Here is a 20310-nt window from a genome sequence, read left to right on the forward strand (position 1 = left end):
ACCACCCGAAAAATAGGGACTGTGTTCGAAAGATAGCTATCGCAGCGTCGTTCAAATACTTTGCCACCGGACTGAAAAGTCCATGATCATGGGGCAAAGCATGACGGCGACAGAAAATCCTACCGCTATTTCACTCGACCTGGACAATAACTACCATCGTCCTTTTCGAACCGTTATAATCGGTAACGAGACACTTCTTGCCGAGTGCGGCAAGCTGTTGCTTCATCACGGTCACGAGATCGTCGCCGTCGTCGCCGCCCCCGGTTCCCCCGCCGCCGACTGGGCACGCCGCGCAGGGTTGCCGCTGCACGAGAAACCGCGCGACCTTCCGGCCGCCGGCCTTGGTACGGTGGACTACCTCTTCAGCATCTCGAACCTGTCGGTGCTCGGTCCCGATGTGCTCGCGCTCGCCTCGCGCGCGGCGATCAATTTCCACGACGGTCCCTTGCCCGAGCGCGCCGGGCTGAACACGCCCGCCTGGGCCCTGCTCGAGGGTGCCGAAAGCCACGGCGTGACCTGGCACCTGATGACGGGAGCGGTGGACGAGGGCGCTGTCCTGATCTGCGAGCATTTCGAGATCGCCGCGCAGGAAACCGCGCTCTCGCTCAACACCCGCTGCTTCGAGGCCGGGCTGCGCTGCTTTGCGGCCATGATCCGGAACCTCGACGGCACGATCGCGCAGGCGCGGCCCCAGGAACGTGCGCCCGACAGGATGTATACCCGCGCCAGCCGTCCTGCGGCCGCGGCCACGATCGACTGGAACCGCCCCGCCGAAGAGATCGCCGCGATGGTGCGCGCGCTCGACTTCGGGCTCTATGCCAACCCGCTGGGCGCGCCCAAGGCGCTCCTTGGCGATCGGCTGCTGCTGGTGCGGCAGGTGACGCCGCTGGCGAGCGCATCGGGCCAGGCGCCCGGCACGATGGTGCTGTCCGGCCCCACCCCGGTGGTGGCGACCGCCGATGCAGACCTGAGGATCGACAGCCTCGCCACGCTCGACGGCGCGGAACTTTCCGGCGGCGAGCTTTCCCGGATCCTGATCGAGGCGGGCAGCTTCACCTCCCTCGACACCGGCCCCCTCGCCTTCCTGCGCGGCCAGCTCGACGCGCTCGACGCTGCGGCGGGTCGTCATGAGGCATGGTGGCGCCGGCGCCTGCAGCTTCGCGAAAGCCTGCAGTTGCCCCAGTTCCGCCCCGGCGCGGCCAGCGCGCAAGGGGAACGCCCCGCTTTCGACATCGCCTTCGACCGGCCGCTGCCCGCCGGCCTCGACCGCTCCGAAGTGCTGGCCGCCACGTTGCTGTGGCTGGCGCGCGCGGCGGACCGCGACAGCGTGGAAGTGGGCTATGCCGACATGGTGAGCCGGGCTCGGCTCGACGATGTGGCGGGCTGGTTCGCTCCCGAAGTTCCGCTGCGGCTGAACGTCGATTTCACCGCCTCTTTCGCGCAGCTGCGCGACGCGGTTCAGGCCGAAGTGGCCGGGCTTCACCGCCACGTCGCCATCGCGGGCGACCTCATCGCCCGCAGCCCCGAACTGCGCGGCCGCGTGGGATTCGGCCATCCCGTCCGGGTCCGCCTCGTCGAGAGCCTGGGCGACGCCATCCCCGCCGGCGAGGCGGTGCTCGACCTCGCGATCTGCCTTGAAGACGGCGCGATGCGCTGGAGCTTCGATGCCGCACGGATCGACCGCGTCGATGCCGAGGACCTGGCGCGCGGCTTCGATGCCCTCTGCGCCGCCGCCATCGCCGCGCCGACCGCGCCGGTGGGCACCCTTTCCATGCTGGATGAGCGCGAGCGCGAACGCGTGCTCCATGACTGGAACGCCACTTCGGGCCCCGTCCCGACGGGCCCTGCATGGTACCACCACTTCACCCAGCAGGCGGCACGCACGCCCGCGCACACCGCCGTGACCGCGCTGGGCACCTCGCTCAGCTATGCGGAGCTGGACGCGCTGTCGAACCGCATCGCCCATGAACTGGCAGCGCGCGGGATCGGCCCCGAAGTGCTGGTCGGCCTTCATCTTTCGCGCTCGGTCCAGATGCTCGCGTGCCTGATCGGCGTGCACAAGGCGGGCGGCGCCTATGTCCCGCTCGACCCCTCTTATCCGGCAGACCGCATCGCCCACATGATCGCGGATTCCGGCCTTGCCCTGATCCTGAGCGAGAGCGGCCTTGCCGCCGACCTGCCGCAGACGGCGGCGCCGGTCCTCCTTGTCGATGCCATGGCGGCCGACTTCGCCCGGCAGCCCGCCTCGCCCGTCGGCGCGACGGTGGCAGGCGGGAACCTTGCCTACATGATCTACACATCGGGCTCCACCGGGCTGCCCAAGGGCGTCATGGTCGAACACCATACCCTCCTCAACTTCTATGCCGGCATGGACCGCCACATCGAGCCGGAGGGGACCTGGCTTGCGGTGACCAGCCTCAGCTTCGACATCTCGACGCTGGAGCTGATGTGGCCGCTCATGCACGGCTACCACGTGGTCATCGCCAGCGAGCGCGAGGTGCGCGGCGACGTCGCCTCAGCCACGGCAACGAGCCGCCCCGTCGGTTTCAGCCTGTTCTACTTCGCCAGCTCCAACGCCGGCAGCGCGGCCGAGCAATACGACCTGCTGCTGCAAGGCGCCCGCTTCGCCGATGCCAACGGCTTCGAGGCGATCTGGACGCCCGAGCGCCACTTCCACGACTTCGGCGGTCCCTACCCCAACCCGGCCGTGACCGCCGCCGCCATCGCCGCCACGACCTCGCGTATCGCCATCCGCGCAGGCAGCGTGGTGGGAACGCTCCACCACCCCTTGCGCATCGCCGAGGAATGGGCGCTGGTGGACAATATCTCGAACGGGCGGGTGGGCATCGCCTTCGCCTCGGGCTGGCAGCCCAACGACTTCGTGCTGAACCCCGCCGCCTTTGCCGACCGTCCTGCCACGCTGGCGCGCTGCATCGACGACGTGCGCGCCCTGTGGAGAGGCCAGCCGCGCAGCTATCCCGGGCCCTTGGGCCACGACGTGGAAGTGCTGACCTACCCCCGCCCGGTGCAGCCCGAACTGCCCTGCTGGATCACCTCTGCGGGCAGTGTCTCCACCTTCCGCGAGGCGGGCCGCACGGGCGCCAACGTGCTTACCCACCTTCTTGGCCAGTCGATCGAGGAAGTGGCCGCGAAGATCGCCGCCTACCGCGCCGCCTGGGCCGAGGCGGGCCATGCCGGCGAAGGCCGCGTCACGCTCATGCTGCACACCTTCCTGGGTGACAGCGAGGCTGCGGTGCGCAAGGCGGTGCGCGGCCCGCTGATCGAGTACCTTCGCACGTCCACCAATCTCCTGAAGGAATACGCCTGGTCCTTCCCCACGTTCAAGCGAGCGGACGGCACCGTCGAGGTCGCAGGCAACCGGCTGGAGCTTTCCGATCTCAGCGGCGCGGAAACCGATGCGCTGCTGGAGCATGCCTTCAACCGCTACTTCGAGACCAGCGGCCTGTTCGGCACCCCGGACGACAACGTGGCGCTGGTCGAGCGCCTTGCCGGGCTGGGCGTGGACGAGATCGGCTGCCTCGTCGACTTCGGGGTGGATACCCGCACGGTGATCGCGCACCTGCCCGCCATCGCCCGCCTGCGCGAGCTGACGCAGGGCGCCGCCACGGCGCAGGAATGCCCGCTGCACGCGCTCATGGCCCGGCACGGCGTCACGCACCTCCAGTGCACGCCCTCGCTGCTGCAGGTGCTGGCCGCCGACGATACATCGCGCGCCCAGCTGGCGCGGCTCCAGCGCCTGATGGTGGGAGGAGAGGCCTTCCCGCCGCAACTGGCGCAGGACATGACGGGGCTTGTCCAGGGCGGCGTCATGAACATGTACGGCCCCACCGAGACGACCGTGTGGTCCGCCGTCCACGTGCTGGACGCGAGCGACACGGCTCCTCCGCTCGGCCGTCCGCTGCTCAACCAGCAGATCTACATCCTCGACCGGCGCGGACAGCCGGTACGGCAGGGAACGCCGGGAGAGCTCGTGATCGGCGGGGCGGGCGTGGTGCGCGGCTATCACGCGCGGCCCGAACTGACGGCGGAGCGCTTCACCGCCCATCCCTTTATCCCGGGCGAGCGGGCCTATCGCACCGGCGACCTTGCCCGCCAGCGCGCGGATGGAACTCTCGAATTCCTCGGCCGTCTCGACCACCAGGTGAAGATCCGCGGCTACCGCATCGAACTGGGCGAGATCGAGGCCGCGCTGACCGCGCACCCCGGTGTCACCGAAGCGGTGGTCGTGCCCCGCCGGGAAGGCACGGCCACCCGCCTCGTCGCCTACCTTGCGCCCCGCGACGATGCCCCTGCCGTGGAAGACCTGCGGACGTACCTGCGCGAAAGCCTGCCCGACTTCATGGTGCCCGGCAACTTCGTGCTGCTCGACGCGCTGCCCCGCACGCCCAACGGCAAGATCGACCGCAAGGCGCTGCCCGAGCCGGTCTCCGTGGTGGTCGATAACCTCGAGGCCGAGGCCGCCATCGCCGCCAACGGGATCGAGGCGCAGATCCGCAGCATATGGTGCGACCTGCTGAAGCTGGGGCAAGTGCGCCTGACCGACAACTTCTTCGACATCGGGGGTCACTCGCTGCTTGCGATCCAGGTCCACCGCCGCCTTTGCGCCGAACTGGAACAGCCGGTCCAGCTGACCGACATCTTCCGCTTTCCCACCATCGCCTCGCTCGGTGCGCACCTTTCGGGTGCGAGCGCGGCCGATGGCACCAGCAACGCCGCCGCGCTCGGCGGCCAGAACCGCGCCGAGATGCGCCGCGACATGAACCGTCGCCGCAGCATGGCCCGCGCCGGGATGAGGGTCTGAACCATGCATGAGCCCATCGGATCGTTCGACGGGGACAACTTCCCCGGCACGGAGAACGCCATCGCCATCGTCGGAATGTCGTGCCGCTTCGCCGGCGTGCGCAGCCCCGACACCTTCTGGCAGCTGCTGCGCGAAGGGCGCGAGGCGGTGGAGACCTTTCCGGAAGACGAGCTTCTCTCCGCCGGAGTCCCGCCAGCCCTGCTGCGCAACCCCGCCTACGTCCGGCGGGGCGCTCCTCTCGCGGATATGGAATGCTTCGACCCTGCGCTGTTCGGCCTTTCGAAGCGCGATGCGTCGATCATGGATCCGCAGCACCGGCACTTCCTGGAATGCGCGTGGGAAGCGCTGGAGGATGCAGGCCACACGCCCGCGGGCTTCGAGGGGCCCATCGGCGTCTTCGCGGGATCTGGCCACAACGCCTACATGCCCTACAACCTGCTCACCAACGGCAAGCTGGTGGACGAGGTCGGCCTGTTCCTGCTGCGCCACACCAGCAACGACAAGGACTTCCTGACCACGCGCGTCTCCTACCTGCTCGACCTCAAGGGGCCGAGCATCAACGTGCAGACCGCCTGCTCCACTTCGCTGGTGTCGATCCACATGGCGGCCCAGAGCCTGCTTTCGGGTGAGTGCGACATGGCGCTGGCGGGCGGCGCCTCGATCGAGCTGCCGCATCGCCAGGGCTACCTGTACGAGGAAGGCGAGATCCTTTCGCCAGACGGGCACTGCCGCCCCTTCGATGCGCAGTCGAAAGGCACCGTGTTCGGCAGCGGCGTCGCCGTCGTGGCGCTGCGGCGGCTCGAGGACGCGATCGCGAGCGGCGACCACATCCATGCGGTGATCCGGGGTTCCGCGATCAACAACGACGGCAGCGGCAAGGTGGGCTATCTGGCCCCGAGCGTCGACGGGCAGGCCGCGGTGATCGCCGAGGCGCTTGCCGTCTCGGGCGTTGATCCCTCGGGCATCGACTATGTCGAGGCGCACGGCACCGGCACCCCCATCGGCGATCCCATCGAGGTCGCCGCGCTCCGGCAGGCTTTCGCGCAAGGCGGCCCCCGCGACGCGCCTTGCGGGCTCGGCTCGGTCAAGGCGAACATCGGCCATACCGATACCGCAGCGGGCGCGGCGGGCATCATCAAGGTGGCGCTCGCCCTTCGCCACGAAGAGCTGCCGCCGGTTCCCCACTTCACCGCTCCCAATCCCGAATGCGCACTGGATGCCGGCCCCTTCCGGGTGCAGGCCGCCAGCGCGCGCTGGCCCCGACGCGACGAACGCCCCCGTCGCGCCGGGGTCAGCTCCCTGGGCGTGGGCGGCACCAATGCCCACGTCGTCATGGAGGAAGCCCCCGTGCGGGCCCCCGGCGGGCCAAGCCGGCGGCGCCAGCTCCTCGTGACGTCCGGCGCCAGCGAAACCGCGGCCGACGCCAACGCCGCCGCGCTTGCCGACCACTTCGCCACTCACGCCGGGACCGGGCTGGCCGATGCCGCCTTCACGCTCGCGCAGGGCCGCCGCCATCTTGCCTGGCGCCGCTTCGCCGTGGCGCAGAACGCAGAGGGCGCGGCCAGTGCCCTCGCCGCTGCCAGCCGCCATGCCTCGGCCCGGCAGCCGGCGGTCCCCGGCCGCCCGGTCGCCTTCCAGTTCTGCGGTGGCGGGCTGCAGCATGTCGACATGGCGCACGGCCTCTACGAGAGCGAGCCCGCCTTCCGCGCCGACATCGACCGCGGCCTTGCCGTTCTTGCACGCATCGGCGTGCCGGAACTGAAGCGCTGGCTGTTCCCCGCCGAGAGCGAGCGCGTAGAGGCCGCCGCGCAGCTTGAGCGGCCCTCCAACGCCCTGCCCGCGCTGTTCCTGGTGCAGACGGCGCTGGCGCGCTTGTGGATGTCGCTCGGCATCGTTCCCACGGCCATGATCGGCCACAGCTGCGGGGAATATGCCGCAGCCCACATCGCGGGCGTGATCGACCTGGAAACCGGTCTTCGCATCGTCCACGCGCGCGGCCGCCTGTTCGAGACGACGGCAAGCGGCGGCATGATCAGCGTGCCCCTGTCGGAGGCGGAGCTTGCCCCGCTGCTTCCCCCCCAGCTTTCCATCGCCACGATCAATGCGCCCGGCCTTTGCGTGGTTTCCGGCGCTGCGCAGGCGATCGAGAGCTTCCTCGCCCAGCTGCGCGCGAAGGAGATCGAGGCGCAGGCGATCCCGATCGAGGTCGCCGCGCACTCTGCCATGCTCGACCCGATCCTGCCGGAATTCCGCGCCCTGCTGCGCAGCCTGACCTTCAGCCCGCCGCAGATCCCTTTCGCTTCCAATCTCACGGGCAAGTGGGTGGAAGCCTCGGAGGCGACCGATCCGGAATACTGGGTGCGCCACTTGCGCGAACCGGTTCGCTACACCGACGGATTGCAGTGCCTGCTTGCACAAGGCGAGCAGGTGCTTCTCGAAGTGGGACCGGGGCGCAGCATGACGAGCCTTGCCCGCCAGCACCCGGCGCGGCGCCCTTCCCAGCCGCTCGTCGCTTCCATGCGCCACCCGCAGGAGGACGTAGCCGACGACCAGCGCCTGCTGGAAGCGTTGGGAGAGCTCTGGGCGCTCGGCGTCGATCCGGACTGGCAGGCCTTCTGGGGGGAGGAGCGCCGCCTGCGCCTGCCGCTTCCCACCTATCGTTTCGATCGCCAGCGCCACTGGGTGGAACCGGGCGCCACGCTGCACCACGCGGGCACAAAGGCCGACAGCGATGCACGCCTCGCGCTGGAGGACTGGGCTCATGAGCCGGTCTGGAGCCGCGAGAACCTGCCCCCGGCACCCCCACCCACCGGCCCGGCGCTGGTGCTGTGCGGCAGCGACGGCTTTGGCGAGACGCTCGCCCGTCGCCTGCGCGATCGCGGCGTGCCGACGGTGACGGTCAGCGTCGCCGCCCGCTACGGCGAAAGCGGCGAACACTTCTGCCTGCAACCCACCCGGCGCGAAGACTGGGCGCGCCTGTTCGCCCGGCTTGCCACCACTGCGCGGATGCCCGGGCAGGTTTACCACGCCTGGCTCGCCAACGGTTCCGGCACCCGCCGCAGGCCCGCTTTAGCCGAGCAGACGGTGCTGGATCTCGGGCTTCATGCCCTGATCGCGCTTTCTCCCGAACTCGCCGCACTGACGGATGAGAACGCGATCGTCCTCGGCCTCGTTACCGACAACGCCCAGCGCGTGGCGGGCGAGACCGGCCTGCTTCCGCTCAAGGCCACGGCGCTCGGCGCTGCGCGCACGGTTGGCGCGGAGTACCCCGGCATCGAAGTGCGCGCCATCGACATCGACCCCTCGGCCGCTGCTTCCCCCACCCTCACGGCACGGCAGGCGGACGCGGTGATCGACGAGATCTCGCTGGGGCGCGAGGCGCGCGGCGCTGTGGGCGGAGACGTGGCCCTGCGCGCGGGCGAGCGCTGGCGCCTCGGCTACCAGGGCGTGCGCGGGCCCCTCTCCCCGGCTGAGGAGACATGGCTGGAGGAGCGCGGCACCTACCTTGTCACCGGAGGCCTCGGCGGCCTTGGCCTTGCCATCGCCGACCACCTCGCCCACCGCTGGAAGGCACGCCTGATCCTGGTGGGGCGCAGCGCCCTGCCCCCGCGCGACCAGTGGGCCCAGATGCTCTCACGCGGAGAGCTTGCGCTCGGCATCGAGGAGAAGGTGCGCAGGCTCCTCGCGCTCGAGGCGGCAGGCGCCGAGATCGAGCTGCTGCAGGCCGACGTGGCGGACGAGCGGGCACTCGCACGCGGCATTCGCCGCGCGTGCGAGCGCCTTGGCCGCATCGACGGGGTGTTCCACGCCGCCGGCACACTGGACGACGGCCTCATCGAAACGCGGACTCGCGCTGCGGTGGAAACGGTGCTGCGCCCCAAGGTCGCAGGCACGCTGGCGCTGGAAGCGGCGCTGGCCGGCCATTCGCCCCGGTTCATGCTCCTGTTCTCCTCCATCAGCGCCTTTGCGGGCATCGCGGGGCAGGTGGACTATGCGGCCGCCAATGCCTTCCTTGATGCCTATGCACAGGCGCGGCGAGGCGATCCGCTGACGCGCGTGCAGTCGGTCGGATGGAGCCAGTGGGCCGAAGTCGGCATGGCCGCCTCGCTCGGCAGCCGCGACGGCTGCGCGAGCGCTCTTCCCGAAGACCTCGGCACCGGGAAGACGGTGGCGCACCCCTTCCTCGAGCGGGTCTGCACCATCTCCGATGATGAATTCGTGGTCACCGGCATCCTAACCCCCGAACGGCATTGGGTGCTCGATGAGCATCGCGTCGTCGATGCCGGTGCGCTGCTGCCCGGGACATCCCTGCTGGAGATGTCCCGGGCAGCAGTTGCGCTCGTATGCGAAGGGCCGCTGGAGCTGTCGGACTTCACGTTCCTCAAGCCATTCGCGGTCCCGGACGGTACCGCGCGCGAACTGCGCATCCATGTGCGCAGGCGCGCAGGCGCGGGCTGGCGGGTGCGGCTTCTCGGCCGCCCCGTCCAGCCCGGGCCCGCCGGTTGGACCGAGCATGCCCACGGGCTCGTGCGCGCTCACGCGCTCCCCCCACTGCGCGCCTCGCTCGACCTTGGCGCCATTGCCGAGCGCTGCGCGCCTGCACGCTGCGGGGCGCAGGACCAGCCGATGATGGCATTCGGCCCACGCTGGAACACCGTCTCGCAAGCCCTTGCCAACGCACAGGGCCCCGAAGCACTGCTCCAGCTCGACCTGCCCGAGGCGTTCCATGGCGAAGTGGCGGATTTCGGCCTTCACCCCGCCCTGCTCGACTTCGCGACCGCAGGTGCGCAAACGCTGATCCCCGGCCGCGACCCCTCGCGCGCGTTCTATGCACCGTTCACCTACCGCCGCTTCCTGGCCTACGCGCCGCTGCCCGCCCGCATCTGGAGCCACGTGCGCCTGGTCTCGGGCGACGAGACCGGCCACACCGCGGTCTTCAACGTCACCATCACCGATGCCGACGGGCTGGTCCTCGCCGAAGTGCGTGAGTTCACGATGATGCGCATGGCCGATGCGGCCCTGCTCTCTGCCCGGGCGGCACCGCTTGCCGAAGCACCGGCCGCCACCGCCGCGACGAGCGGCGATGGATGGGCCCCCGCGGCAGAAGGTATCCTTCCCGAGGAAGGCGTCGAGGTCGTCGCGCGCCTGCTCTCGGGCCGCAGCGGATCGCACACGGTGATCTCGCCCTATGAACTGGACGGCGTCCTTTCCCGCCTGCGCGCGCCACCACGCGCCGTGCGGCGGGACGGCGCGGGTGGCGGGGCGGCAGGCGAAGCGGCGGACCTGCCGGCAACCCCGGTCGAGCAGGTCATCGCCGACCTTTGGTGCGAGCTCCTGGGAATGGAAGCGGTGGGCCGTCACGACAACTTCTTCGACCTTGGCGGGCACTCGCTGCTGGCGGTGCAGTTCACCAACCGCCTGCGCCGCAAGACGGGCAAGACCCTGCCCCTCGCAACGATGCTGGGCCAGCCCACCGTCGCAAACCTCGCTGCCGTGATCGACCCCGAGGGACGCGCGCCCGACATCGCCGCCGCCGGCGGGGAGCAGCTGCCCTCGGGCGTCGTCACCATCCGCAAGGGATCGCAGGTCACGCCGCTGTTCTTCGTGCATGACGGCCTTGGCGAGACGCTGCTCTACCGCGGCCTTGCCCTGAGGCTCGATCCCGCGCGCCCGATCCTGGGACTGGAGCCGCTGCGCAAGGCGGACGGCAACTACGCCCACACTCGGATCGACGAGATGGCAAGCCACTACATCCAGCAGATGCGCGCCGTTCAGGCACATGGGCCCTATCTTCTCGCCGGGCTTTGCGCGGGCGGCGTCATCGCTTTCGAGATGGCGCAGCAGCTGCAGGGCGCAGGCCAGCAGGTGGCGTTCGTCGGCATCATCGACGCGGCCGACGTGGAGGCACGCAAGCACCGCTTCGGCGAATCGCGCGCGCGCCTCGCCCGGGTGGCGGCGATGCTGGGATCGAGCGATCTCGCACAGGTGGTGCCCGACCTCGCCCGCAAGGCCTGGAACCTGGCGCGCTGGGAAGTCGAATCGCGGCTGCGCGAAGCGCGCGACCGGCGAACCGTTCGTGCCCTGCGCGCAGGCGAGCAGCCCGGCGATGCCGCCCCGCAGGCGAACGGCGAGGAACCGGCGATCCCGTTCCTCAAGCTCTACGAGGTCGCCCACAAGGAACACCGGCCGATGGGCATCCTCCACTCGGCCAGCGTGGCGCTGTTCAAGGCGGCCGACGATACCGGCATCACCGACGACACGCCCTATCGCATGGTCTACCGCGACTTTGCGCTGGGCTGGGGCAAGCGGGTGCGCGAGGACATCGTGATCCTCGACGTGCCGGGTGGCCACAGCAGCAACCTGCAGGAACCGCACGTCGATACTTTGGCCCCGCTGTTCCAGGCCGCGCTCGACGAGGCGATCGCCGAACATGGCGCATGGCACGGCGCTGCGGGCGGGAACGACGACGATGCGCTCGCTGTGCTGGTGGAGGCGGCGGAGTGAGCGACCAGCATCCGGCTACCGCGCCGCACTTCCCCCTCGACGTCGTGATCGTCAACTACCGCACAGGTCCGCTGGTGGTCGGTTGCCTGGCCAGCCTCGCCGCCGAGCGGGGGCGCGGCGCAAGCCTTCGGGCGATCGTCGTCGATAACGCGTCGCAGGACGGATCGGCAGCCATCATCGAAGCGGCGATCCTGCGCGAGGGATGGGACTGGGCGCGCCTGATCCCCTCGCCTGTCAACGGCGGGTTCGGAGCCGGTTGCAACCTCGGGATCGCCCACGCCCTCGACCGGGAGAGTGACGCCCGCGCGGTCTGGCTGCTCAACCCCGACACCCGCGTCATGCCCGGCGCGGCGGCGCAGCTCGCCGGCTTCCTGCATGCCCATCCCGCCGCCGGGATCGCCGGCACCGCCCTGCTGCTTGGCGACGGAACGCCCTGGCCGCATGCCTTCCGCTTCCCGACCGTCCTTGGCGAACTGGAGCGCGCGCTGCGCTGGGCCCCGGCCTCGCGGCTGCTGTCCCGCCATTCCACGTTGCGCACCATGGGCGCCGAGGCTGCCCGCGCCGACTGGGTCTCGGGCGCCAGCATGGCCGTGCGCCGCGAAGTGCTGGAACAAGGGCTGCGCTTCGATGAAGGCTATTTCCTCTACTACGAGGAGACCGACTTCTGCCGTGCCGCCCGAAAGCGGGGCTGGGAAACTTGGTACGTTCCCCAGGCTGTCGTGCTGCACATCGCCGGGCAAAGCACCGGCGTCACCGGCGCCGATGCGGCGCGCCGGCGCGTCCCGCGCTACTGGTTCGATTCGCGCGCGCGCTACTTCCGCAAGAACCACGGGCGCGGCTATGCGCTGGCGGCGGACCTTGCGTGGATCTGCGGGCATGCCTTCCACCTTGGCAAACAGGCGCTGCGCCGTGCGCCCCGCTCCGATCCGCCCCGGCTGCTGAGCGATTTCCTTCGCCACAGCCTGCTTGTGTCGGGCCGCGCCTGACGGGCCGGGCGCGGTGCAGACCCTTGCCGACGCAGCCTTGGGCGAGCTTGAGACGGCGGAGCGCATCCCGGCGCCCTTCCCGCTCTGGCTGATCGAAACCGGGCACCAGCCCCGCCCTGCACTGCTTCAATGCCTGAGCGCGGCCGAGCACGAGCGTGCCGAGCGCTTCGCCCACGCGGCGCTGCGCCATCGCTACCAGGCCGCGCACTGCGCGCTCAGGCTGCTTGTGGAAACGATCACCGGCATCCCTGCTGCCGCACAGACCTACCTGCCGGGCGAGCACGGCAAGCCGGTGCTCGTGGATGCGCCCGCTGTCCACTGCAGCCTGAGCTACAGCGGCGACTTCGCGCTGGTGGGCGTGGACGGGGCAAGGGAAATCGGCGTCGATCTGGAAGTGGTGCAGCCGATCGCGGACGCGGCGGGGCTGGCGTCGATGTACTATACCCGGCGCGAGATCGCGCAACTGGCGGGTATTTCTCCGGAGGAGGCAGGCCCGGCGTTCCTGACGGTCTGGGTCAGGAAGGAGGCGTGCTCGAAAGCCCTTGGCAAAGGGCTGACGATTTCCCCTGCATCATACGAATGCGGCGTGGGATGCGGCATCCGAAGCGTTCTCATCGAACAGGAGGTCGTCGAAAGTGAGGTGCTGAACCCGAAGGGCGGCCTGTTGGCGGCTTGGGCCCGGAGGGGCCGGTAGTAACGTAAGGAATCTTGTACGAGAACGGATCTGCTGCGTGTTCAGGTGGTGGCAGGCTGCAGCAGCCCTTCACGAATGACATAGGCAATCATGTGCGCGCGATTGCGTGTCCTGGTCTTCAGCCGCACGTTCTCGACGTGCCGCTCGACCGTGCATGGTGCAATATTGAGTTCAATAGCCGTTTCCTTAGCCGACCTTCCCATCGCGACGTACTGAAGTACATCGAGTTCCCGAGATGTCAGCTGGACGTTCTCATTTACCCCAACTCGATACATTGAACTCCCCCTTTACCAAAATGGAGTAAGTTAACCCCATAAATTGAATGTCGCATCACCCCATGCGAGAGTCACGCGAAATTTTGGGGATTCTACCTATAAGACTGCCAACTTGGGTAAACTGGTGCACTAAAATGGGATTCCGAAAACTCTGTATATGCGAATCTAACGGTGTTCGTAACGCCCATGAAAATCACCCTATGTTAATGATGTTTTCTGTAACGAACTGTTTCGAAAGCCCCACATTACAGACGGATTAGCTCACCCGTCCTTTCTAGGACGGGATCATTGCTTTACAGTTTTGGGACTGCCGGCATCAAGCCGGAAAGGCAGGGCGGTTCAGTCCGCTGCCACCGACGCCTGAGAAGAGGCGCGCGCGCTGTCATGCTGCGTCTTGCCGGTAGGAGGGCGCCGCTGGCTGATCAGCTCGCGCGCCATCACCGCCGCCTGGGTGCGGTTCTCCACCCCCAGCTTGCGCAGGATCGCCTTGACCGCGGCCTTCACCGAGGATTCGTTGATGCCCAGTTCGCGCGAGATCGCCTTGTTCGGTTGTCCAAGGGCCAGGAACTCGAGCACGCGCAATTCGCGCTCGCGGAAGTTGAAGAGACTGGCGCTGGCCGAATCGACCGTGCGGAGCGAGGCCGAGGGCAGGCTGACGAGGTAGTTCACCGCCTCGTGCGAGGCCACCTTCTGCCCGTTTGAGACCATCTGCAGCACGGCAACGAGCGACATGTAGGGCACATCGTCGGGAAAGTAGGCATAGACCCCTGCCGAGTAGGCCGCGATCATCTCGTCGAAAGTGAAGGCGCTGGTGAGCACGACCACCCGCACGCCGGGATGCTCGGAGGCGAGGGCTTCGAGATCGGCGCTCAGCGGCGGGCGCAGCAGGTCGCGCTCCACGACCAGAAGATGCTGTTCGCCGCCGGAATGTTCCGCCAGCTGCAGTTCCTCAAGGCTGGAGACCGATTCACTGACATCGAACAGGGAATCGGAGAGGATGCGGCGCAATCCCTCGCGAATGATCGAACTTCTGATGGCGACTGAAATCGATGCCGGCATGTCGGTGATCAGGCCTTCTCTCCGGTTGCCATGCGGCAGGGCCTTCAACATGTGTCATGGTGAAAATTTTGACAATGCCGTAAAACCCATTGGTATTTTGCGGAATTTCACAGACATCTTTTGATGTAAGTTGACGTTGTGTTCCGGCCTTCCCGGCACAACCGCCCTTCGAAACGGTCCGTTGGATACGCGAATACGGTGCCGCAGCACTGTCCAGCATCGGCATTACATTATGCGTGCTTTGGGAAATCTGGAGCAGCGGACACGCAAGATAGCGCACGGGGGCGGAGCGGGCGCCCGGCGGCAGCGGCGCGCCCGCGACGGAGGGCGCGCCGGATCGGTTGGTTCAGCGATAGAAGACGTGGTTATCGACGCGTGCCAGACGGGTCAGCCGCCACTTGGGCGAGACGCGGGTGGCATGGAAGAACAGCGCGCCCCGGGCAGGGCTGTGCCAGCGGCCTTCGCTGGCGATCTGCGCGACCGCGACGGCTTCGCGCCAGTCATCGGAGTTCTCGCGCACCGACGGCATCGAGCGGCCGCGCACGAAGGAGAATTGCGAAGGCTGGTAGACGACGCCGCAGTAGCTGCTTGGAAAGCGGCCCGAGTTCGCACGGTTGACGATCACCCGGCCCACCGCAAGCTGGCCTTCCAGCGTCTCGCCGCGCGCCTCGAAGTAGATCGCGCCAGCCAGGCAGCGCATTTCGCTCGACAGTTGATCGGGCATGGCCTGCTGCGACACCAGTTCGGGAAGCGTGTCGGCATCCCCATCGGCGTCCACCGCATCGGCCGGTTGCGCGCGCTCGACGGTGGGCAGCGACTGAACCACGGGGTGGTTCTCGAACGTGACGGCGGGTTTCGTTTCGGCCACCGGATTGGTGAGGATCGGAATGAGGTCCGATGCGGCCGCGCCCGAACCCTGGGCGCTCAAAAGGGCGGTCAGTACCGTCGCGGCGAGCGCCATCGCGCTTGCCCACTCAACCTTGCTTCGCATGTAATCATATCAAGGGCGGTGAACCGGTCCGACACAGGCTGGAACGGAATGCCCGCGAAGGACGTTCAGTTTCCGTACGAGCCTGCCGACGATTCCCCGTCTGCGTGCTAGCCGGGCGACCGCAGTGCCACCCATGCCGCTTTCGCGCTTGCGAAGGCGCACTTACCTTGCACGCCGTGCAAGTCAACCTTTGTCGGGTTCGACACCGATGAAGCGTTCCGCGTCCGCGCTGTCGAGTTCCACGATCCACATGTCGGGATCCTGTGCACGCCGCCGGTCCAGGTACGATTGGAATTCATCCGGCTTTTCAGCGTCGTGTCGGCGGGTGCAGCGCCACTTCCGCGCGCCGTCGAGATCGGGCATGCGCTCGTAGATCCGGCCGGACGCACCGTTGTGCGTCAGCACCGCAAGGATCGTCCCGGCGTCGCGTTCGCCTTTCGCAAGCACTGCCGCGAAGCCGCCTTCGGCATTGACGCGGCGAATCAGTCCGGAAACTTCGAGGTGCGCGGGAAGGCGTGCGTCCATTCCTTCAGGCCTTGGGCGGAAGGACGGAGTAGCCCGGCAGGCCGGACAGCGCGATGCGCGAGCGCATGAACGTGCCGGTGCCGCGTCCGCACTCGTCCCCGTCCTCGTCCAGCAGCCAGGATTCGGCCACCAGCACCCGCCGCCTGCCGCTCACCCAGCGGCCTTCGGCGACGATGCGCCCGCCGCGGATCGGCTTGCTGAGGTGCATGTTGAACGATGTCGTCAGCAGGAAACGATCGGTGACGTGGGTGTTGGCGGCATAGAAGGCCGCATCGTCCAGCATTTTGAAGTATATCGTGCCATGCGCCGCGCCCGCCGCATGGAAGCAGTCCGGCTCCACCGTGAAAGTGATGCGCGACTGCCCCTCTCCGGTGATCTCGAGCGAGGAGCGGAACAAGTGGTTGATCGGGGCCGAGGCATAGAGCCCTTCGAGCGCGCGCCAGTGCAGGGCCGCACCGTGCGAGCCGGCACTCTCCGGCCCCGCTGTCAGGTCATGCGGCATCGCGGTCGATGACATTGCTGAGAAGCGCGTAGATGGCCTCCGTCCCCGGCGCGGCGAGGAGCGCGTCGCGCATGCGTTCGTCGCGCATCATGCGCGAGATCGCGGCGAGGGCGTGAAGATGCGTCGCGCCTGCGCCCTCGGGAGAAAGCAGGCCGAAGACAAGATCGACCGGCATGCCATCGGCCGCATCGAAGTCCACCGGCGAATCGAGCCGCATGAACGCGGCGACCGGCCGCGTGAGGCCGGGAAGGCGGGCGTGGGGGATCGCGATGCGGCGGCCGAATCCGGTGCTGCCCAGCTGCTCGCGCTCGGCCACGCGCGCCAGAACGGCGGCGGGATCGAGGCCATAGACCTTGGCGAACAGGCCCGCGAGCCTGTCCAGAATGATGTCCTTGCTGTCCGCGTCGACCGTGATGACGGCCTCGGGCAACAGTGCAAAAAGCCCGCTCATTTCTTTTCTGATACTAGAGTTCGACCGGTTTCCAAGTGCTGCATACCCCAAACCCCCGGCGAAACCGGGGGTTTTCTTCCTTTCAGCGAAGTCCGGAAGCGGCAACGCCCGTGTGGCCTTTGGCCCGGGACGTCAACCAAGGGCCGTCGATCAGTGCGGTTCGACCCACCCGATCGACCCGTCTCCACGGCGGTAGACCATATTGTGGCGACCGGTGCCAGCGTTTTTGAAAAGAAGCGCCGTAGTATTGCGCAAGTCGAGCATCATCACCGCATCAGAAACGGTCGCCTCGGGAACGTCGACGCGCGTCTCGGCAATGACGACCGGAGCATCGACTTCGGGTTCATCGTCGTCGTTGGCCTGCGATTCCTCGAAGATGATGTATGCCGCTTCCTCGACGGCGGCGCTGTGCGCGGCCTGCTCGTGGCGATCCTTGAGGCGGCGCTTGTAGCGGCGCAGCTGCTTGTCGATCTTCTCGGCGGACTGGTCGAAGGAGACATGGGCGTCCTGCGCGCTGCCAGTGCCCTTCAGCACCAGGTTCTGCATCACGTGCATGACGATGTCGCAGCGAAAGGCACCAGCCGGCGCCTTGCTGAAAGTGACCTGCGAGGACAGCGCCCTGTTGAAATACTTCTCGATGATCGCCGTGAGCCGCTCGTTGGCGTGGGCCTGCAGGGCCTCGCCAGTTTCGACCTGGTGACCGGAGACGCGGATATCCATGGGCGTATTCTCCTTTATTAGAGTTCAGGCACCCCAGAGAGGGGTATCGACCGACTTGAGAAACGCTGCGTGGGCAGCAAGTTCCTCCACGGTGGCCGCGTGGGGGCGCGGCTGACGGAAAATACGGTTCTTCGTGCTGAGGACCTTGATTTCCGTCACGATCTCAGTGTTTTCTGCGACAAGTTCGAGGCCGATCTGACGGCCGCCACGCAGTTCCACATAGACTTGGGCGAGCAATTCGGCGTCGAGCAGGGCGCCGTGCTTGGTGCGATGGCTGCGGTCGATCCCGTAGCGCGAGCACAAGGCATCGAGCGTGAGCTTGGCGCCCGGATGACGCACGCGGGCGAGGGCGACCGTATCGACCATGCGGTGCATTTCCACCTCGGGATGGCCGCAGGACTGCAGTTCGCAATTGATGAAGTTGAAGTCGAACGAGGCGTTGTGCGCGATCATCGGGCTGTCACCGATGAAGTCGAGGAAGTCCTGCGCCAGGGCGGAAAACAGCGGTTTGTCCGCCAGGAAGGCGTCGGACAGGCCGTGCACTGCTTCCGCCTCGGCGGGCATCGCGCGCTCGGGATTGAAATAGGCGTGGAAAGTGCGGCCCGTGGCCACCCGGTTGACCATCTCGATGCAGCCGATCTCCACCATGCGGTCCCCGTTCCTGGGGTCAAAGCCAGTCGTTTCGGTATCGAAGATGATCTCTCTCATCCCTCTCCATATCTGCCTAGGAGGGGGGGAGCGCAAGGGTTTGCCGTCTATTAATCCGCTCGGGTCAGCGCCCGCACGATACCGGCCACCTGTTCGCGCGTCCCCTCGAGCGAGACACCGGTGTCGATCACATGATCGGCGCGCGCGCGCTTCTGAGCGTCGGGGACCTGAAGGGCCAGGATGCGATCGAACTTTTCCGCCGTCATGCCGGGCCTTGCCAGCACCCGTTCGCGCTGCTGCTCGGCCGGGGCGGACACGACGGCAACCGCGTCGAGGCCCTTGTCGCCGCCTTTCTCATAGAGGAGCGGTATGTCGAAGACGACCAGCGGCGCCCCTGCATTGTCGCGCAGGAAATCGCCGCGCATCGCCGCGACGGCGGGATGGACGATCCGCTCCAGCCGCTCCAGCGCCGCCTTGTCCGCGAAAACCGCAGCGCCAAGCCTTGCCCGGTCGACGCCGTCCGGTCCCGTCGTTCCGGGAAACGCCGCTTCGATCGAGGGCACAAGAGCGCCGCGCGGCCCCTGCAGTTCGTGGACGGCCGCATCCGCATCGAAGACCGGCACCCCCATGTCGCGCAGCATCGCGGCGACGGTGGACTTGCCCATGCCGATCGATCCGGTGAGGCCGAGGATCTTCATCCCATGATCCGTTCGCGCAAAGCCGCATCGCGCGCGCGGGGAGGGCGGGCGCCGAAGAAGTGGGTGAAGGCGATGTCCGCCTGCCCGATGAGCATCGAAAGCCCGTCCACCGTCTCGAAACCTGCGGCGCGCGCGCGCTGGAGGAACGCGGTGTCGAGCGGGCTGGTGACGATGTCGTAGACGACGCTGCGCGGCGGCGCGTGGCTGAAGTCGAAGGGCAGGGGCGGCTGCCCGTCCATGCCGAGCGGGCTGGCGTTGACGATCAGGTCGAGGCAGTGCTCCCTGTCGTCGAAGGCGAAGTCCGTCGGTTGCGCGAAGTGATCGAGAGCGATGGCATGATGCTCTCCGCCGGGCGCCAGTTCGTCGAGCATGGCGCGCGCCTTCGCCGGATCGCGTCCGGCCAGAACGATGACGAACTTGGCGTCGGCAAGCGCGGCCAGGATCGCGCGCGCGGCGCCGCCGGTACCCAGCACGCGTGCCATGCGGAACAGGTGGACCTTTTCGATCTCTGCCCGCACCGGTTCCAGGAAGCCGGGCGCATCGGTGTTGTAGCCGGTCAGTGTGCCGTCTGCTTCCCGCACCACGGTGTTCACCGCGCCGATCCGTGCTGCCAGTGTATCGAGCCGGTCGAGCAGGGGAACGATCGTCAGCTTGTGCGGCATCGTCACGTTGCAGCCGCGCCAGTTCGGGTCGGCGCGGCGCTGTTCCAGATAGCCACCCAGCTCGTCGAGCCGCACCAGGCACGGATCGTAGCGACCTTCCATGTCCAGTTCGGAAAGCCAGAAGCCATGGATCGCGGGCGATTTCGATTGTGCGATGGGGTCGCCGATCACTTCGGCATAAGGCACGCTCACGTTTCCAGCACTCCCAGCTTGCGCAATGCCGCCTGCACCTTGAGCAGCGGCATGCCGAGGATCGTGAAATAGTCGCCCTCGATCCGCTCGAACAGCTGGACGCCGCGCGCCTCGATGCGGAAGCATCCTACGCAAGCCGCGATCTGCGGCCACTCGGCATCAAGATAGCGGTCGATGAAATCCGGCGAAAGCTGCGCCACGTGGAGATCGGCGCGTGCCGCTTCGACCCAGACCACTTCGCCGTTCCGCACGAGGGCGGCGGCGCTGTGGAGTTCCATGATCTTGCCCGAGAAGAAGGCGAGGTGGGCGGCCGCATCGGCGCGGCTCTCCGGCTTGTCGAAGCGACGCCCACCGCATGAAACGAGCGAATCGCTGCCGAGCACCAGCGCTTCGGGTGTTCCACGTGAAACATGCTCCGCCTTGGCGACTGCCAGCGCGAGCGCGGCAGCGGCGGGAGAGGCGTCGCCAAGCCCGGCCTCGATGGCGCGCTCGTCCACGTCGGCCGGGCGGCTCTCGAAAGCGATGCCGGCCCCTTCGAGCATGGCGCGCCGCGAGGCGCTTTTGGAAGCAAGGACGATCAT

Annotated in this window: 15 protein-coding genes; 4 read left to right on the forward strand and 11 right to left on the reverse strand. The window is 67.9% G+C overall.

Features of this window, described 5'->3' with window-relative positions:
* Window positions 1–100 precede the first annotated feature (100 nt).
* From GR702_RS02330 to GR702_RS02345, 4 genes are read left to right on the forward strand one after another with little or no spacing between them, the layout of a single operon-like run.
* Window positions 101–4822, forward strand: coding sequence for a MupA/Atu3671 family FMN-dependent luciferase-like monooxygenase (locus GR702_RS02330; protein WP_160984314.1), 4722 nt, complete (start codon window positions 101–103; stop codon window positions 4820–4822).
* Between the two features lie 3 nt (window positions 4823–4825).
* Window positions 4826–11326 (forward strand): type I polyketide synthase, encoded by a 6501-nt coding sequence (locus GR702_RS02335; RefSeq protein WP_160984315.1) that lies wholly within the window; start codon window positions 4826–4828, stop codon window positions 11324–11326.
* Entirely contained in the window at window positions 11323–12312 is a 990-nt protein-coding gene (locus GR702_RS02340) for a glycosyltransferase family 2 protein (RefSeq protein ID WP_337192504.1), read from the forward strand. The genes GR702_RS02335 and GR702_RS02340 overlap by 4 nt, the downstream gene beginning before the upstream one ends.
* A 13-nt stretch (window positions 12313–12325) precedes the next feature.
* Window positions 12326–13006 (forward strand): 4'-phosphopantetheinyl transferase superfamily protein, encoded by a 681-nt coding sequence (locus tag GR702_RS02345; protein WP_160984317.1) that lies wholly within the window; start codon window positions 12326–12328, stop codon window positions 13004–13006.
* Between the two features lie 41 nt (window positions 13007–13047).
* On the opposite strand, the gene GR702_RS02350 is transcribed toward GR702_RS02345, so the two are convergent.
* From GR702_RS02350 to GR702_RS02400, 11 genes are all read right to left on the reverse strand, one after another.
* A complete protein-coding gene (locus GR702_RS02350; RefSeq protein ID WP_160984318.1) occupies window positions 13048–13281 on the reverse strand; it encodes a response regulator transcription factor in 234 nt (77 codons plus the stop codon).
* Between the two features lie 339 nt (window positions 13282–13620).
* Window positions 13621–14391: a LuxR C-terminal-related transcriptional regulator gene (locus GR702_RS02355; RefSeq protein WP_237449499.1), complete on the reverse strand. Its 771-nt coding sequence runs from the start codon at window positions 14389–14391 to the stop codon at window positions 13621–13623.
* A 295-nt stretch (window positions 14392–14686) separates the two neighbouring features.
* A complete protein-coding gene (locus GR702_RS02360; RefSeq protein ID WP_160984319.1) occupies window positions 14687–15331 on the reverse strand; it encodes a cell wall hydrolase in 645 nt (214 codons plus the stop codon).
* 183 nt (window positions 15332–15514) lie between these two features.
* Window positions 15515–15856 (reverse strand): DUF1491 family protein, encoded by a 342-nt coding sequence (locus GR702_RS02365; RefSeq protein WP_160984320.1) that lies wholly within the window; start codon window positions 15854–15856, stop codon window positions 15515–15517.
* 4 nt (window positions 15857–15860) lie between these two features.
* Window positions 15861–16358, reverse strand: coding sequence for a PaaI family thioesterase (locus GR702_RS02370; protein WP_160984321.1), 498 nt, complete (start codon window positions 16356–16358; stop codon window positions 15861–15863).
* A complete protein-coding gene (locus GR702_RS02375) occupies window positions 16348–16809 on the reverse strand; it encodes a PTS sugar transporter subunit IIA (RefSeq protein WP_160984322.1) in 462 nt (153 codons plus the stop codon). Before GR702_RS02375 ends, GR702_RS02370 begins: the two co-directional genes overlap by 11 nt.
* A gap of 150 nt (window positions 16810–16959) precedes the next feature.
* Complete coding sequence (gene hpf / locus GR702_RS02380) at window positions 16960–17529, reverse strand: ribosome hibernation-promoting factor, HPF/YfiA family (RefSeq protein WP_160984323.1); 570 nt, start codon at window positions 17527–17529, stop codon at window positions 16960–16962.
* A 24-nt stretch (window positions 17530–17553) separates the two neighbouring features.
* Entirely contained in the window at window positions 17554–18237 is a 684-nt protein-coding gene (gene dnaQ / locus GR702_RS02385; RefSeq protein WP_160984324.1) for a DNA polymerase III subunit epsilon, read from the reverse strand.
* A 50-nt stretch (window positions 18238–18287) separates the two neighbouring features.
* Complete coding sequence (gene coaE / locus GR702_RS02390) at window positions 18288–18875, reverse strand: dephospho-CoA kinase (protein WP_160984325.1); 588 nt, start codon at window positions 18873–18875, stop codon at window positions 18288–18290.
* A complete protein-coding gene (locus GR702_RS02395) occupies window positions 18872–19729 on the reverse strand; it encodes a shikimate dehydrogenase (RefSeq protein WP_160984326.1) in 858 nt (285 codons plus the stop codon). Before GR702_RS02395 ends, coaE begins: the two co-directional genes overlap by 4 nt.
* Entirely contained in the window at window positions 19726–20310 is a 585-nt protein-coding gene (locus GR702_RS02400; protein ID WP_160984327.1) for a Maf family protein, read from the reverse strand. The genes GR702_RS02395 and GR702_RS02400 overlap by 4 nt, the downstream gene beginning before the upstream one ends.

The sequence above is a fragment of the Novosphingobium silvae genome, from assembly GCF_009856825.1.
Classification (GTDB): Bacteria; Pseudomonadota; Alphaproteobacteria; order Sphingomonadales; family Sphingomonadaceae; genus Novosphingobium; species Novosphingobium silvae.